13 protein-coding genes and 1 rRNA gene are annotated in these 15,541 nt (G+C 72.0%); 3 read left to right on the forward strand and 11 right to left on the reverse strand.

The window, feature by feature from the left end; all coding sequences use genetic code 11:
* Positions 1 to 530, reverse strand: a 16S ribosomal RNA gene (locus ACIWQI_RS15740); the annotation flags it as partial.
* Positions 531 to 1,166: 636 nt separating this feature from the next.
* Here ACIWQI_RS15740 and ACIWQI_RS15745 point away from each other — a divergent pair.
* The gene (locus ACIWQI_RS15745) at positions 1,167 to 2,510 is read left to right on the forward strand and encodes a CoA transferase (RefSeq protein WP_396658858.1); all 1,344 of its coding nucleotides are present in this window, start codon (positions 1,167 to 1,169) and stop codon (positions 2,508 to 2,510) included.
* A 1-nt stretch (position 2,511) separates the two neighbouring features.
* Here ACIWQI_RS15745 and ACIWQI_RS15750 read toward each other — a convergent pair whose 3' ends face one another.
* Together ACIWQI_RS15750 and tyrS are read right to left on the reverse strand one after the other, a co-directional pair.
* Positions 2,512 to 3,294: a DUF4184 family protein gene (locus tag ACIWQI_RS15750; RefSeq protein ID WP_396658860.1), complete on the reverse strand. Its 783-nt coding sequence runs from the start codon at positions 3,292 to 3,294 to the stop codon at positions 2,512 to 2,514.
* Between the two features lie 22 nt (positions 3,295 to 3,316).
* Positions 3,317 to 4,618, reverse strand: coding sequence for a tyrosine--tRNA ligase (gene tyrS / locus ACIWQI_RS15755; protein WP_396658862.1), 1,302 nt, complete (start codon positions 4,616 to 4,618; stop codon positions 3,317 to 3,319).
* Between the two features lie 45 nt (positions 4,619 to 4,663).
* Here tyrS and ACIWQI_RS15760 point away from each other — a divergent pair, with 45 nt between their 5' ends.
* The gene (locus tag ACIWQI_RS15760) at positions 4,664 to 5,263 is read left to right on the forward strand and encodes a hypothetical protein (protein WP_396658864.1); all 600 of its coding nucleotides are present in this window, start codon (positions 4,664 to 4,666) and stop codon (positions 5,261 to 5,263) included.
* A 22-nt stretch (positions 5,264 to 5,285) separates the two neighbouring features.
* On the opposite strand, the gene ACIWQI_RS15765 is transcribed toward ACIWQI_RS15760, so the two are convergent.
* Positions 5,286 to 5,921, reverse strand: coding sequence for a SatD family protein (locus ACIWQI_RS15765; protein WP_396658865.1), 636 nt, complete (start codon positions 5,919 to 5,921; stop codon positions 5,286 to 5,288).
* 67 nt (positions 5,922 to 5,988) lie between these two features.
* Positions 5,989 to 7,440: an argininosuccinate lyase gene (gene argH, locus ACIWQI_RS15770; RefSeq protein ID WP_396658867.1), complete on the reverse strand. Its 1,452-nt coding sequence runs from the start codon at positions 7,438 to 7,440 to the stop codon at positions 5,989 to 5,991.
* 448 nt (positions 7,441 to 7,888) lie between these two features.
* On the opposite strand from argH, the gene ACIWQI_RS15775 reads away from it, so the two are divergent.
* Positions 7,889 to 8,944: a hypothetical protein gene (locus tag ACIWQI_RS15775; protein ID WP_396658868.1), complete on the forward strand. Its 1,056-nt coding sequence runs from the start codon at positions 7,889 to 7,891 to the stop codon at positions 8,942 to 8,944.
* 30 nt (positions 8,945 to 8,974) lie between these two features.
* Here ACIWQI_RS15775 and ACIWQI_RS15780 read toward each other — a convergent pair whose 3' ends face one another.
* The 6 genes from ACIWQI_RS15780 to argC are packed head-to-tail and all read right to left on the reverse strand — an operon-like array spanning position 8,975 to position 15,368.
* The gene (locus tag ACIWQI_RS15780; RefSeq protein ID WP_396658869.1) at positions 8,975 to 10,072 is read right to left on the reverse strand and encodes a heparan-alpha-glucosaminide N-acetyltransferase domain-containing protein; all 1,098 of its coding nucleotides are present in this window, start codon (positions 10,070 to 10,072) and stop codon (positions 8,975 to 8,977) included.
* Positions 10,051 to 10,974 carry an ornithine carbamoyltransferase gene (argF, locus tag ACIWQI_RS15785; protein ID WP_396658870.1) on the reverse strand — a complete coding sequence of 308 codons (924 nt, stop codon included), beginning with the start codon at positions 10,972 to 10,974 and terminating at the stop codon, positions 10,051 to 10,053. The genes ACIWQI_RS15780 and argF overlap by 22 nt, the downstream gene beginning before the upstream one ends.
* Positions 10,971 to 12,260 (reverse strand): acetylornithine transaminase, encoded by a 1,290-nt coding sequence (locus ACIWQI_RS15790; RefSeq protein WP_396658872.1) that lies wholly within the window; start codon positions 12,258 to 12,260, stop codon positions 10,971 to 10,973. The genes argF and ACIWQI_RS15790 overlap by 4 nt, the downstream gene beginning before the upstream one ends.
* Entirely contained in the window at positions 12,257 to 13,156 is a 900-nt protein-coding gene (gene argB, locus ACIWQI_RS15795) for an acetylglutamate kinase (protein ID WP_396658874.1), read from the reverse strand. Before argB ends, ACIWQI_RS15790 begins: the two co-directional genes overlap by 4 nt.
* Positions 13,153 to 14,310, reverse strand: a complete 1,158-nt coding sequence (gene argJ / locus ACIWQI_RS15800; protein WP_396658876.1) for a bifunctional glutamate N-acetyltransferase/amino-acid acetyltransferase ArgJ — start codon at positions 14,308 to 14,310, stop codon at positions 13,153 to 13,155. Before argJ ends, argB begins: the two co-directional genes overlap by 4 nt.
* Positions 14,307 to 15,368 carry an N-acetyl-gamma-glutamyl-phosphate reductase gene (gene argC / locus ACIWQI_RS15805; protein WP_396658878.1) on the reverse strand — a complete coding sequence of 354 codons (1,062 nt, stop codon included), beginning with the start codon at positions 15,366 to 15,368 and terminating at the stop codon, positions 14,307 to 14,309. The genes argJ and argC overlap by 4 nt, the downstream gene beginning before the upstream one ends.
* Positions 15,369 to 15,541 lie beyond the last annotated feature (173 nt).

Consider the following 15,541-nt stretch of genomic DNA (forward strand, 5'->3'; position numbering starts at 1 on the left):
AACGCTTGCACCCTACGTATTACCGCGGCTGCTGGCACGTAGTTAGCCGGTGCTTTTTCTGCAGGTACCGTCACTTTCGCTTCTTCCCTGCTAAAAGAGGTTTACAACCCGAAGGCCGTCGTCCCTCACGCGGCGTTGCTGCATCAGGCTTGCGCCCATTGTGCAATATTCCCCACTGCTGCCTCCCGTAGGAGTCTGGGCCGTGTCTCAGTCCCAGTGTGGCCGGTCACCCTCTCAGGCCGGCTACCCGTCGACGCCTTGGTGAGCCGTTACCTCACCAACTAGCTGATAGGCCGCGAGCCCATCCCGGACCGAAATTCTTTCCAGCTGCTGAAGATGCCTTCGCAGCTCGTATCCGGTATTAGCAGCTGTTTCCAGCTGTTATCCCAGAGTCCGGGGCAGGTTGCTCACGTGTTACTCACCCGTTCGCCACTGATCCAGCAGAGCAAGCTCCGCTTTCACCGTTCGACTTGCATGTGTTAAGCACGCCGCCAGCGTTCATCCTGAGCCAGGATCAAACTCTCCGTAAAAGAATGCTGCTGCAGTCGGCCGGGAAAACGGCTGACGCAGCGAGTTTGAACTGACCAAAGTTGGATGTCATTGCTGACTTATCCGTTGCCGGCCATCGCTGGCCGGACTTTGATCCAAAGGAATCTCATCCAGCCGAAGCTGGAACGAGGTTATTTGGCATTTGACAAGTGCACGCTGTTGAGTTCTCAAGGATCGGATGCTCCTGCTGCTCGATCTCTCGATCTTGCCGGCAGGGCAACTTCTCTATCTTACCCTCTCCGCCTGAGCCGGGTCAAATCAACCGACCCGGATCTCGAACGATCCGCGGGTCGGCTCCGACCGCTCCTTCGGAGGGGGAATCCCATCCTAGACCCGGAGGTCCGCGACTCTCAAGGAGAGTCTCGATGGGTGGTGGTTCTCCGCTTGAGGGGGCGGGGCCTGAAGCCCTCCGCTCTTTCCCTTTGGGGCGAACAGGTATTACTGTACGTGACCGCCGGGCGCGTGCCAAATCCGGCTCGGATCCCGGGCGTGTCGCGCCGGAGAGCCGCGGAATTCCGCCCGTTCGGCCACGCTCGCGCGGGCGGCGACCGCCCCGCCGACCACGATCGGCAGTGCCGGCCCTGGCGCAGGCGGCCCCGAGCACGTAGGTTCCGGCCATGCCCACTCTCCCCGCCTCGCCCCAGGACCTGCTCGATCGCGTCCGCAGCGACCTGGGCGCGGGCCGCGCGCCGCTGCCGTCCCCGTCACGGCCGGTGCCGCTCCCGGCGCGGACGGATGCGGCGGGCCTGGCACTGGGCGCGACGGCCGCGGCCTCCCTCGCTGCGGCCGAGCTCGCCGGTGCGCGCCCCGTTCCGCTGAATGCGGACGCCATCGCCGTGGCGTACTCGAGTGAGCAGTGGCTGCGCATCGACGACGTGCAGCCGACGGCCTTCGCTCCCCTGTCGGGGTTCTTCCGGGCGCGCGACCGGTGGGTGCGCACGCACGGCAACTACCCGCACCACGCAGCGGTGCTTCGCGCCGTGCTCGGACTCGGACCGGATGCGGGGCGCGACGACACCGCCGCCGCCCTCCTCGAACACGACGCGGCGGAGGTGTCCGCGAGGGTGACGGCGCGGGGCGGGCTGTGCGTGCCCGTGCTGCCGGAGGATCGCAAGGTCGACGCGCGGCTGCGGCAGGAGCCGCTGCTCGCCGTGACACCGCTGGGCCGGTCCCCCGCGCGGCCCCTGCCCGCGGGGCCGGCAGAGGCGCCGTTGCGCGGCATCCGGGTCCTGGATCTCACCCGCGTGATCGCGGGACCGGTCGGCACCCGCACCCTGGCGCTGCTGGGCGCCGAGGTGCTGCGGATCGATCCGCCGCGACTGCCTGAGATCGGCATGCAGCACCTGGACACCGGGCACGGCAAGCGATCGGCGCTGCTCGACCTCGCCACGACCGCCGGGCGCACCCGGTTCGACGCACTGCTGGCGACCGCCGACGTCGTCGCGCTGGGGTACCGTGCCGCGGCGCTGGACGGTCTGGGGCTGTCGCCCGCGGCGCTCGCGCAGCGGCGTCCGGGCATCGTCGTCGTCCGCCACAGCGCCTGGGGCGATGCGCAGCGGCGCGGCTTCGACAGTCTGGTCCAGGCCGCGTCGGGCATCGCCCGGGCCGAGTCGCCGGACGGTGAGCTGCCCGGGGCCCTGCCCGCGCAGGCGCTCGACCACACCGCCGGATACCTCCTGGCCACCGCCGCGATGACCCTGCTGCAGCGGCGCGCCGCCGAGGGCGGCTCATGGCTGGCCGAGACCTCGCTGCGGCGCATCGCGGCCGAGCTGCTGGGCCGGCACCGTACGCAGACGCCCGAGCCCCAGGCATCCCTTCCGGCGCCCGGCGCCCACACGCAGTCGTTCGACGTCGACGGGGTGACCGTCACCACCGCGGCGCCGGCGGTCGCCTACGCGGGCGGGCCGACCCGGTTCGCGGCGCCGCGCCCGTGGGGCCGCGACGAGCCGGAGTGGGCCTGACTCAGCGCCGGCGGCGCTGGACCACCAGGCACAGCGCGACGGTGAACACACCCCAGAGCGCACACGCCGGAGGCAGCGTGCGGTACGCGACGTGCTCGAGGCGCCACTGCGAGGTGAGCGGACCGAGCACGACGCTGCCGATCGCCAGGGCGACGGCGAGCACGACCGGCAGCGAGATCCACCACGCGAGCCGCACCCCGTCCGGCAGCACGCGCGGCACCGGCGGGGCAGGGTCCCTCCGCCGCAGCCACAGGACCGCCCACACGGCGATGATCGCGAGCCCCACGACGGTCGACCCGTGCTGCAGCCACCGGTAGGCCGGCATCGATCCCCACATCACGTCGAGCGCATCGATGCCGGCGCGCCCCGCGTGGGTGAACAAGTCCCAGACGATGTGGCTGGCCGCCCCCAGTGCGAGGGATGCCGCCAGCAGCAGGATGCCGGCAACAGACGGATGCCGGCGCCCCCGGCCTGCGAAGGTCTCCGCGGCCGCGGCGGCGGCTCCGGCATCCCATTCCGCGGGGAGCCGGCGGGCGACCCACTGCGGAGAGAGCTCACGCATCGCGGGGCGGATGCCGCTGCGCCACACGAGCAGCAGCCCGAGCGCGACCAGCATCGTCACCGGCAGGAACGCGAAGCTGTGCGTCTGCAGATACCCGAACGGCGCGAACGGGACGAACAGCGGCAGATCCGGCGCCATCGCCCCGGCGGCGATCGCGGCCGGAACCAGCGGCGTGCGCAGGAACGGGAGCGCGATGACCGCGTGACTCGGAGTGAACGGCATCCTGCGACCGGCTCGCGACGGATCAGGCCACGAAGACGCCCGCGAGCGTCTTCTTGCCGCGCCGCAGCACCGAGACACCGCCCGGCAGCGACCCCGACACCACCTCGTCGTCGCGGGCCACGCGCGCGCCGTCGAGCGACACACCGCCCTGCGCGACGGCACGGCGACCCTCACTGAGACTGGAGACGAGGCCCGTCTCCACCAGGGCCTGCACGACCGGGGTGCCCGGTGCCACCTGCGCGTGGGGCAGCTCTTCCAGCGCCGCACGCAGGGTGGCGGCATCCAGGCTCGCCAGGTCGCCCTGGCCGAACAGCGCCTCGGTCGCGGCGATCGCCTTCGCCGTGGCATCCGTCCCGTGCACGGTCGTGCACACCTCCAGCGCCAGCCGCTTCTGCGCCGCGCGCCGGAACGGCTCGGTCTCGACCAGCCGCTCGTACTCCTCGATCTCGGCGCGCGTGAGGAAGGTGAAGATCTTCAGGCGCTGGATCACGTCGGCGTCGTCGGTGTTCAGCCAGAACTGGTACATGCGGTACGGACTGCACATCTCGGCATCCAGCCAGATCGCGTTGCCCTCGGACTTGCCGAACTTCGTTCCGTCGCTGTTGGTGATCAGCGGCGTTCCGATCGCGTGCACCGCCGCGTGCTCGACATAGTGGATCAGATCCACGCCGCTGGTGAGGTTGCCCCACTGGTCGGAGCCGCCGGTCTGCAGCACGCATCCGTACTGGCGGTAGAGCTCGAGGTAGTCGAGACCCTGCAGGATCTGGTAGCTGAACTCGGTGTAGCTGATGCCGGCCTCGGAGTTCAGCCGTGCCGCGACGGCGTCCTTCTTGAGCATGGTGCCCACGCGGTAGTGCTTGCCGATCTCGCGCAGGAAGTCGATCGCGCTCAGCGGCGCGGTCCAGTCCAGGTTGTTGACGATGCGCGCCGCGTTCTCGCCCTCGAAGCTGAGGAACCGCTCGACCTGCGCGCGCAGGTAGCCGACCCACTCGGCCACGGTGTCCTTCGTGTTCAGCGTGCGCTCGGCCGACGGGCGCGGATCGCCGATGAGGCCGGTCGAGCCGCCGACGAGCCCGAGCGGCCGGTGGCCCGCCAGCTGGAGGCGGCGCAGCAGCAGCAGCTGGACGAGATTGCCCAGGTGCAGGCTGGGAGCGGTCGGATCGAACCCGCAGTAGTACGTGATCGGGGGGCCGCCCAGCAGCGCGCGCAGCGCCTCCTGATCGGTGGACACGTGCACCAGGCCACGCCACACGATCTCGTCCCAGACGTTCTCGAACGTGGGATCGTTGGCCGGCGCCAGCGCGCTCACGACGGGTTCAGACACGCGTTTCAGGCTATCAGCGGGGGTGGTAGCTGAAAGACTGGGGCCATGGTGCTGATGCCGGACGCGCTGCTGGTGGCGATCCTCGTGATCTTCCTGTTCTTCGCGCTGTGCGGCGCGCTCGTGCTGGTGGTGGTCAGCATGGCGCGCCCGCGCACGCTGCCGCTCGTGCTGGCGGGACTGCTCGTCGTGCTCGCCCTGATCCTGGTGGCGCTGGCGCCGGTGAACATCTCGCCGCTGATGGGCGTCATCCTCGCCGTCCTGGGCGTGGCCGTCGCCGTCGCCGGCGGCAACCCGGTCGCCCGGCGGATCCTCGACATCGCCTCGGGCGGGCGGGTGCAGGAGACCTCGGACGGCGGCATCGTGCTGCCGGCGGCCGGAACGGACGGGGATGCCGAGCCCGGCGCCCAGACCCGCACGCTCATGCGCGGGGGCACCGTGATCGGCTACCTCGAGCGCATCGCCGTGGTCCTCGGGATCATCGCCGGCTACCCGGAGGCGATCGCCGTGGTCGTCGCGGTCAAGGGCATCGGCCGCTTCTCGGAGCTGGCCACCCCTGAGGCGCGCGAGCGGTTCATCGTCGGCACGCTGGCGAGCCTCGTGTGGGCGTGCGTCGTCGGGGCGCTGGTGCGGCTGGCCGTCACCTGACGCGTCCTACCCGTCGGCCCGATCAGGCCGTCAGCACCCGGTACGACTCGACGAGCGCGGGCGCACCCGATGCGGCCAGCATCTGCGACACCGCGGACTGCGTGATTCCCTCCTGCGCGGCGAGCTCGTCCTGCGTCGCCCCCAGGCATCGCCCGTACGCGAGTCGGCGGGCGCGATCGCCCATCTGCGCGATGAGCCCGTCGCGTGCGAACGCGGCGGCGGCGGCGAGACGGACGGCCTCGGCGACCTCGGCCGGCGAGCCCTCGGCGGCGGCGACCGCCGTGCGGGCATCCGGCATCGTCCGCCGCGCGAGCACCTCGACCTGATCGATCGCGGCGCGGGCGGCCCACCACGCCGGCCCCTCGGACAGCGGCCCCCCGCTGGAGGGGATCTCCTCGATGTCGCCGACGCCGATGCCGAAGCGGCAGTCGAGTCCCTCCGGAAGGGTGAGCCGCAGCAGCAGGGTCGCGGCCAGGGCGGTCGACAGCCCCGGGTAGATCCCCTGGAGCTCGTCGCCGACGACCGGACGCAGCGGCGACGGCGCGCCGGGCAGCGCGGACGACACCCGGGCGAGCGCCTGGTCGATCTCACGCTGCGCGTGCGCGCGATCGGCCAGCTTCCGCGAGCCCACGATGTCCGCGATGACGACGACGTTCATTGCATCAGCATATCACTTATCTTTATCGATAGATAAGGAATTCGCTGATATTCAGACGGATATCAGTTCAGAGTCGGAGAGCATGCGCCGCGCTCTGGGCGCGCTCGACGAGCTCCGCCCGCTGCCGTCCCACCTGCGCCGGGGCGGTTCCCCCGGCGCCTGCGCGACTGGCGACCGAGCCCTCGATGGTCAGCACGTCGCGCACGGCGGGCTCCAGGTGCGGCGACACCTCGGCCAGCAGCGCGTCCGAGGCATCCGCCAATCCGATCCCCCGCTCCTCGCACGCGCGCACCAGCGCACCGGAGATCTCGTGCGCATCGCGGAACGCGACCCCCCGGCGCACGAGCCAGTCCGCGACGTCGGTCGCCAGCGAGAAGCCTTCGGGGGCGAGGGATGCCATCCGGTCGGTGTCGAAGCGCAGGGTGGCCACCATCCCCGTGAACGCCGGCAGCAGCACCTCGAGCGTCGCGACGGAGTCGAACACCGGCTCCTTGTCCTCCTGCAGGTCGCGGTTGTACGCGAGCGGGAGGCCCTTGAGCGTCGTCAGCAGGCCGGTCAGGTTGCCCACGAGCCGGCCGGCCTTGCCCCGGGCGAGCTCGGCGATGTCGGGATTCTTCTTCTGCGGCATGATGCTCGAACCCGTCGAGTAGCCGTCGTCGAGGGTGACGAAGCCGAACTCGCGCGTGTTCCACAGGATGATGTCTTCGGCGAACCGCGACAGGTCGATGCCGATCTGCGCCGCGATGAACGCGAACTCGGCGACCACGTCGCGTGCCGCGGTGCCGTCGAGCGAGTTCTCGGACGGACGGTCGAGGCCGAGTCGCTCGGCGACCAGCCCGGGGTCGAGGCCCAGGCTCGAGCCCGCCAGCGCGCCCCCGCCGTAGGGACTGACCCGGGCACGGGACGCCCAGTCGCGCAGTCGCTCCAGATCGCGCACCAGCGGCCACGCGTGGGCCTGGAGGTGGTGGGCGAGCAGCACCGGCTGGGCGTGCTGAAGATGGGTGCGGCCCGGCATGATCGCGTCGGGGTGCGCCTCGGCCTGCGCGGCGATCGCGTCGATCAGGCGCAGGATGTCGCGCGCGATGGTCTTGGCGTGATCGAGCAGGTACAGCCGCACGAGCGTCGCGATCTGGTCGTTGCGGCTGCGCCCTGCGCGCAGGCGGCCGCCCAGATCTGCGCCGGCCCGCTCGATCAGACCCTGCTCGAGGGCGCCGTGGACGTCTTCGTCGGTGTCGGCCGCGGTCAGCCGGCCCGACGCGACGTCGTCGGCGAGCTCGTCGAGCGCCCGGTGCATCGCGGCGAGCTGCTCGGCGTCGAGGTACCCCGCGGCGGCGAGGGCCTCGGCGTGCGCGTGCGAACCGGCGATGTCGTACGGCGCGAGCACCCAGTCGAAGTGCGTGGAGCGGCTCAGCGCCGCGAGCTCGGGCGAGGGCCCGCTCGCGAACCGGGCGCCCCACAGCGCGCCCTCGTTGGTGCCGTGCGCCTCGTCGTCGGTGCCGTCGCCCCTCGTGCCGCTCACGAACCCAGCCTATCGAGGCGCGCGGGCGGGCTTCGGCGGCTCGGGGTGCCGCGAGGTCTGGCCCGTCGTGCCGGCGACTTGCGGGCCGGTGGTGCCGCCACCGCGCCTCGAAGCGGCAGGAGGGGCCAGCAAGTCCGGCGCACACGGCCCCACAGGCGAATCGCGGGCGCGTCATGCCGCCACCGCGCCCGGAAGCGGCAGGAGGGGCCGGCAAGTCCGGCGCACACGGCCCCACAGGCGAATCGCGGGCCCGTGGTGCCGCCACCGCGCCCGGAAGCGGCAGGAGGGGCCAGCGGGATGCCGGGCGCAACCGCCGCACGGCGCCCGAGGACAGCGACCCCGCACCGCCTCTGCGTGTGTTCCTGCACAGCGCCCGGATCGCTCTCGCAGCCCACAGTTCCCCATCCGCAGGGCCTCTGTCCCCGCGGGGCCGGGCAGGCTGTCGGGCATGCCGCGCTCTCCACGCCCATTGCCCGGATCGCTTCCGGCGGCGTTCTCGGTCTCTGCCGCACGCGCCGTCGGTGTGACGGTGCGGCGCCTGCGGCACCCGACGCTGGCGGCCCCGTTCCGTGGCGCCCGCCACCGACCGCCGCACGACGACGTGCCCGACGAGGAGCGGGATGCCGATGTGAGCCCGATCGCACGGGAGGCTGCCGTGCTCAGGGCCGAGATCCGTCGACTCGCGCACGCGTTCGCCACCGTCGCCCCGGACGACTGGTTCTTCAGCCACATCACCGCCGCGGTGCTCTGGGGACTGCCGCTGCCGATCCGGCTGCTGCGGACGGCGGTACGGGCGCAGACGCGCAATGGCGTGACATCCCCGCCGCGCGGCATCGACGTCGCGGCGCTCGCTCCCCGACGCTCCTCGCGGGCGCGCGGCGTGTGCGGACACCAGCTTCAACCCGCGCTGGCGAGCGTGCGCGAGGTCGGCGGGCTGAGGGTCTCGAGCCCAGCGACCACCTGGGCCCTGCTGGCCGACCTCCTCACCGTCGACGAGCTCATCGAGCTCGGCGACGCGATCGTCCACATCCCGCGGCGGAAGGGGATGCGGCGCGGCGACGCCGGCGATGCGCTCGGCACCCCGGCTGAGCTGCGCGCGGCAGCCTCGGTCCCGTACCGTCGGCGGGCGGGCAAGCTGCGCGCAGCGCTCGCCGAGATCCGCGTCGGAAGCGCATCACCCGGTGAGACGCGGACGCGCCTCGCCTGTGTTCGCGGCGGCTTGCCCGAGCCCGAGCTCGACGTCGACGTGCTCGCCGACGACGGCCGCCCGATCGGATACACGGAACTCGCCTATCCGGCCTTCCGCATCCTCATCGAGTACGAGGGCGATCACCATCGCACAGGGCGCGCGCAGTGGCAGCGCGACGTCGACAAGCACGCCGCGTGCGCGGAAGCCGGCTGGACTGTGGTGCGCCTCACCGCCGCGCACGTCTACCCCAGCGCGGACCTGGCCGTGCAGCGCATCCGCAGCGCTCTGCTGCGGGCAGGCTGGAGTCCGCAATGAGCGGGGCCCGCGCAGCCGCAGCGGGCGCGATCAGGATGCCGCGGAGCGGCCGGCGGCGTCGGCGATCCGCGCCACGGCCCACTCGAGCGGGCCCCGCCCGAGCAGCAGGGCCCAGGCGGTGCAGGCGATCACAGTCCCCCACACCATGGGCCAGAACGGCTCGAGCGCGCGGAACCCGGTCAGGTCGCCGGGGTCGCCGAGGACGATCCCCGCCACGATCGCCCAGACCACGAGCTGCGCGGTGTACGCCGTCAGCGGCATCGAGCCCACGGCGCGCAGCGGAACGGCGATCCATCGCAGCGGCGTCCGGCACACGAGCAGGCAGAGCCCGATCACGCCCATCGCGAATCCGCCCGACCCGACCACCTCGAGCACCCCGGTGGAGTGCGGCGCCGCCGTCCAGACCGCGTTCCAGTACGCCGGCCCCGGTGCCGCGGCGGCGGCGAGGCCGTACCCGATCGCCGCGAGCGCCGCCCCCGCCGCCAGCAGCAGGGCCGCGATGCGGGGCGACCGGAGGTCGAGCCGCCCGATGCCCAGGCCGCAGAGCAGGAACGCGATCCACACCGTGAACGGATAGTGCCAGCCCAGCACGGCGTCCAGCAGGGCTCCCGACTCGGTCTTCCACAGCGGCAGCGCATCCAGCACGACCTGCACGAACGGCATCACGGCCGCCAGCACCGCGGCGACGGCGAACAGCGCACGGGAGCGCAACGGCAGAAACGGCAGGGAGAGGAGGAACAGGATGCCGTACGCCGGCAGGATCACGTATACCGGCACCCCGGTGGCGATGAGCAGGATGCCGAGCACCCAGATCAGGCCGGCCCGGGTGCCCAGGCGCACCCGCGCCCGCTGCAGGTCTGCGCCGGCGACCGGCGCAGACCCGCCGGTCACGAGGCCGATGGAGAGCCCCGCCAGCGTGGCGAACAGGATCGAGGAGCGGCCGCTGGCGACATCCAGCCACGTCGCCGGGTCCTCCCACGAGAAGTCCGGGAGCGCGATGAGGTGCGCGGCGAACATCCCCAGCACGGCCAGGCCCCGGGCGAGGTCGACCCCCGCCATGCGGCCGGGGCCGTCCAGGTGGTTCCAGTTGCGGGCGAGCCGGCCGGTCAGCTCTGCTTCAGCAGCCACACGAGCAGGGCCTTCTGCGCATGGAGGCGGTTCTCCGCCTCATCCCACACGACGCTCTGCGGCCCGTCGATCACCTCGGCGTCGACCTCGTAGCCACGGTCGGCCGGCAGGCAGTGGATGAAGATCGCGTCGTCCTTCGCGAGTGTCATGAGCTCCTGCGACACCTTGTACGGCGTGAGGTCGCGCAGGCGCTGCAGCTTCTCGTCCTCCTTGCCCATCGACACCCAGGTGTCGGTGACGATGACGTCCGCCCCGGCGGCGGCCTCGTTGGGGTCGGTGTACAGCGTCACCGAGCCACCGGTCTCCTGCGCGCGGCGGTCGGCGTCGGCCACGACGTCGTCGCGCGGCGCGTACTCCACCGGCGAGGCGACCCGCACGTGCATCCCGGCGGTCACGCCGCCGAGCACGTACGACTGTCCCATGTTGGTGCGGCCGTCGCCGAAGAACGCGAGGGTGAGCCCCTTCAGGTCGCCCTTGTGCTCCTGGATGGTGAGCAGATCGGCGAGGATCTGGCACGGGTGGAAGTCGTCGCTGAGCGCGTTGATGACCGGCACCCGTGTGCCCTGGGCCATCTCTTCGAGGCCCGCCTGCGCGTACGTGCGCCAGACGATCGCCGCGACCTGGCGCTCCAGCACCCGCGCGGTGTCGGCCGGGGTCTCCTTGCCGCCCAGCTGACTGTTCGCGGTGGAGATGACCAGCGGCACGCCGCCGAGGTCGGCGATCCCGACCGCGAACGAGACCCGCGTGCGCGTGGAGGACTTGTCGAAGATCACCGCGACCGTCTGCGGGCCGGCGAGCGGCTTCGTCTGCCAGCGGTCCTTCTTCAGCTCGGCGGCCAGGGCGATGATCTCGGCCTGCTCGGCCGGGGTGAGGTCGTCGTCGCGCAGGAGGTGGCGGGTCACCGGGTCGTCTCCTTCTCGACGGCGGCGGGCTCGACGGCGGCGGGCTCGACAGCGAGCGGTGCGACGGCGGAAGTCTCGGCAGCGGCAGGCTCGGCGGCCCGCTCGACGGCCGCCAGCGCCGCGGCGAACAGCTCGGCGAACTCGGCGATCTCGGCATCCCCGATCGTCAGCGGCGGCGCGAGCCGGATGGTCGCATCGTTCGCTGCGTTGACGACCAGCCCCTGCTCCAGCGCCGCCGCGGCGACATCCTTCGCGATCGGATGCGTGAGAGCGACGCCCAGCAGCAGCCCCTGGCCGCGCGTGCCCGCCACCAGCGGCGAGCCGATCCCCTCGATCACCGCGCGCACCTGCGCGCCGCGCACCCGCGCGTTCTCGACGAGCCCGGCCCGCTCGATCTCGGCCAGCACCGCGTCGGCGACCGCCGTTCCGAGCGCATTGCCGCCGAAGGTCGAACCGTGCGTGCCGGGATAGAACAGGTCGCTCGCGTCGCCGAAGGTGATGAGCGCTCCGATGGGGAACCCGCCGCCGATGCCCTTGGCGACGGTGATCGCGTCGGGAGTGATGCCGGCGTGCTGGAATGCGAACCACTCACCGGTGCGCCCGGCGCCGGTCTGGATCTCGTCGACGATGAGCAGCGCGCCGTGCCGGGCGGTGAGCTCGCGGGCGGCGGCGAGGTAGCCGTCGGGAAGCGGGACCACGCCGGCTTCACCCTTGATCGGCTCCACGAACAGGGCGGCGACCTGATCGTCCATCGCCGCCCCCAGCGCCTCGACCGTCGAGTCGAGGAACTCGACGCCGGGCACCATCGGCGCGAAGGGCTCCTGCATCCAGGACTTCCCGGTCAGTGCGAGCGTGCCCATCGTGCGCCCGTGGAACGCCTCGCGCAGCGCGAGGATGCGGGGCCGCGAGGCGCCTCCGTGCAGCCGGGCGAGCTTGAACGCGGCCTCGTTCGCCTCGGCGCCGGAGTTGCCGAAGAACACGCGGCCGCGCTCCCCCGTGCCGGCCAGACGCTTCAGCCGCGCGGCGAGGGCCAGCTGCGGCGGCGTCGCGAAGTAGTTCGACACGTGGGCGAGCTTCGCGGCCTGCCGGGACACGGCGTCGACGAACACGGGGTGTGCGTACCCGAGCGAGTTCACGGCGATGCCGCCGAGGAAGTCGAGGTGACGTCGACCCGCGGCGTCCCACAGGTGGCAGCCCTCGCCGCGCTCGAACAGCGCCATCCGCGGCCCGAAGCTGCGTACGAGGTCGCGCTCCGACTCGACCCGCCAGGTCGTCGCATCCGTCATCCTGAAACCACCTCTGTCCCGATTCCCTTCTCAGTGAACATCTCCACCAGCACCGAGTGCGGCACGCGCCCGTCGATGATCGCAGCCGTCTCCACCCCGCCCTCGACGGCATCCAGGCACGCCTGCATCTTGGGGATCATCCCCGACTCCAGCCGCGGCATCATCGCGCGCAGGTCGGTCGAGGTCAGATGCGACACGAGCGAGTCGCGGTTCGGCCAGTCGGCGTACAGGCCCGGCACGTCGGTGAGCACGACGAGCTTGACCGCCCCGAGGGCGACGGCGAGGGCGGCTGCGGCGGCGTCCGCGTTGACGTTGAGCGAGTGCCCCGGGTGGTCGAGATCGGGCGCGATGCTCGAGACCACGGGGATGCGGCCTGCCCGGACGTGGTCGAGCACGGTCTGCGGATCGACCTGCACGACGTCGCCGACGCGGCCGAGGTCGTGCGGCACGCCGTCGAGGACGACGCCGCGGCGCCTGCCGCCGAACAGGCCCGCGTCCTCACCGCTCAGCCCGGTCGCCAGGGGCCCGTGGGCGTTGATCTTGGCGACCAGCTGCGGGTTGATCTGGCCGGTCAGCACCATCCGCACCACCGAGATCGCCTCTGTGCTGGTGACCCGGTACCCGCCCTTGAACTCGCTCGGGATGGCGAGCCGGTCGAGCATGTTCGAGATCTGCGGTCCGCCGCCGTGCACCACCACCGGCTTGACGCCGACGTAGCGAAGGTACGCGATGTCGGCGGCGAACGCGTCCTGCAGCCCGTCGCTGACCATGGCGTTGCCGCCGTACTTGACGACCACGATCTGGTCGCGGAAGCGCCGCAGCCACGGCAGCGACTCGATGAGGGTCTCGGCCTTGGCGGACGCCTCGGCGGGGTCGGTGTCCTGCAGATCGGTCATGAGGAGTAGGCGCTGTTCTCGTGCACGTAGTCGTGGGTCAAGTCGTTCGTGAGGATGCGCGCGGAGTGCTCCCCCCGCTTCAGATCGATGAGGATGCCGGTGGCGCGCGGCGTCAGGTCGACCTCCTCGCGGGGACGGTCGGGGCCGCCGGCGGTGCACACGCGCACGCCGTTGAAGCTGACATCCACGTCGTAGGGGTCGAACGCGGCGGAGGTCGTGCCGATCGCGGCGAGCACCCGGCCCCAGTTGGGGTCGTTGCCGAAGATCGCCGCCTTGAAGAGGTTGTTGCGGGCGACGGCGCGGCCGACCTCGACGGCGTCGTCCTCGTCGACGGCGCCGACCACGTCGATCGTGATGTCGTGGCTCGCGCCCTCGGCGTCCTGCTGCAGCTGCGCGGAGAGGTCGGCGCACACGAGGGTGAGCCGGTCAGCGAAGTCGTCGGGATCGGGCTGGATGCCGGAGGCCCCCGACGCGAGCAGGGTCACCTGGTCGTTGGTGGACATGCAGCCGTCCGAGTCGAGCCGGTCGAAGGTCGTGCGGGTAGCACGGCGCAGTGCGGCATCCAGCGCCGCGGCATCCAGGTCGGCGTCGGTCGTGAGGACGACGAGCATCGTGGCAAGGCCGGGCGCCAGCATCCCCGCTCCCTTGGCCATGCCGCCCACGGTCCAGCCCTCGCCCGCGGCGACCGCCTGCTTGGGGCGGGTGTCGGTGGTCATGATCGCCTCTGCGGCCGCGGCGCCGCCGTCGGGCGAGAGCTCTGCGATCGCCTGCTCGGTCCCGGCCAGCACCTTCGCGCGGAAGACCTCGTCGCCGGCTCCGATCAGCCCGGTGGAGCACACCAGGACGTCGCCGGCGCTCACTCCGAGCAGTTCAGCCGTCTTCTCGGCGGTCTGGTGCGTCGTCTGGAATCCGAACGACCCCGTGAAGCAGTTCGCCCCGCCGGAGTTGAGCACGACCGCCTCGACGACGCCGTCGCCGATGGCCGTCTGCGACCACAGGATCGGATTCGCCTTGGCGCGATTGCTGGTGAACACGGCGGCGCCCGCCTTGCGCGGGCCGCGGTTGACGACCACCGCGACGTCCGGCTTGCCGGTGGACTTGAGCCCGGCCGCCACCCCGGCGGCCTCGAATCCGCGTGCCGCGGTCACGCTCACGGTGCGACTCCGTTCACGGTGAGCCCCCGGTCTTCAGGAAGGCCGAGTGCGATGTTCATGGACTGGATGGCGGCGCCCGCCGTGCCCTTCGCGAGGTTGTCGACGGCGGCGACGACCACGACGCGGTTCGCGGCCCGGTCGATCGCGAGGCCGAGCAGGGCGGTGTTGGCGCCGACGACATCGGCGGTGCGCGGGAAGCGGCCCTCAGGCAGCAGCTGCACGAACGTCTCGTCGTCGTAGGCGGCCTCCCACGCGGCGCGGATGTCGCCGTCGGTCGCGCCCGGGGCGATCGGTGCGGTGGAGGTCGCGAGGATGCCGCGGGCCATCGGCACCAGGACCGGCGTGAACGAGATCCGGATGCCTTCGGCCGCCGTGCCCTCCGGCCCCCCGGCGTTCACGAGCGCCTGCCGGATCTCCGGAATGTGCCGATGCACGCCGCCGACCGCATACGGGTTCGCGGTGCCGAGGATCTCGGAGGCGAGCAGATGCGGCTTCAGGCTGCGGCCCGCCCCCGACGGCCCGACGGCCAGCACGCTCACGATGTCGGTCGGATCGATGACTCCCGCGGCCACGCCCGGGGCGAGGCTGAGACTCACCGTCGAGGCGTTGCACCCCGGCGCGGCGATGCGCGCGGCGCCGACGAGCCGCTCGCGCTGCTTGCCGCCACCCACGGGCAGCTCGGGCACCCCGTACACCCACGGATCGTGGAAGTCGCCGCCGTAGAAGCGGTCCCAGTCGGCGACAGACTCGAGCCGGTGGTCGGCGCCGGCGTCGATGACCAGCGGCGTGTCGCCGAGCGCATCCGTGTACTGTCCGGACTGGCCGTGCGGCAGGGCCAGGAAGACGATGTCGTGGCCGGAGAGCACCTCGGGAGTCGTCTCGCGCAGCGTGAGGTGCCCAAGCGAGCGCAGGTGCGGCTGGTGGTCGATCAGCGGCTGCCCCGCGTTGGAGTGCGCGGTGACCGTGCGGATCTCGATGTCGGGATGCGACGCGAGCAGGCGCAGGATCTCGCCGCCCGCATAGCCGGATGCACCGGAGACGGCGACCGAATAGGTCATGGATTCCACCTTATTGTCTGAACGAGGCCGGATCAGCCGAGAGGACCGTGGCGGCGACGCCCGCGTCGACCGCCCCGGGGGGTGGATCGCGGGGTCGCCTAGAGTCGGCGGTCGCCCAGACGACGGCGCACGCGCAGAGCCGCGGAGGCGGCGGACAGCGGGGCCGTGGGCAT

The sequence above is a fragment of the Microbacterium sp. genome, from assembly GCF_044508325.1.
Lineage (GTDB): Bacteria > Actinomycetota > Actinomycetes > Actinomycetales > Microbacteriaceae > Microbacterium.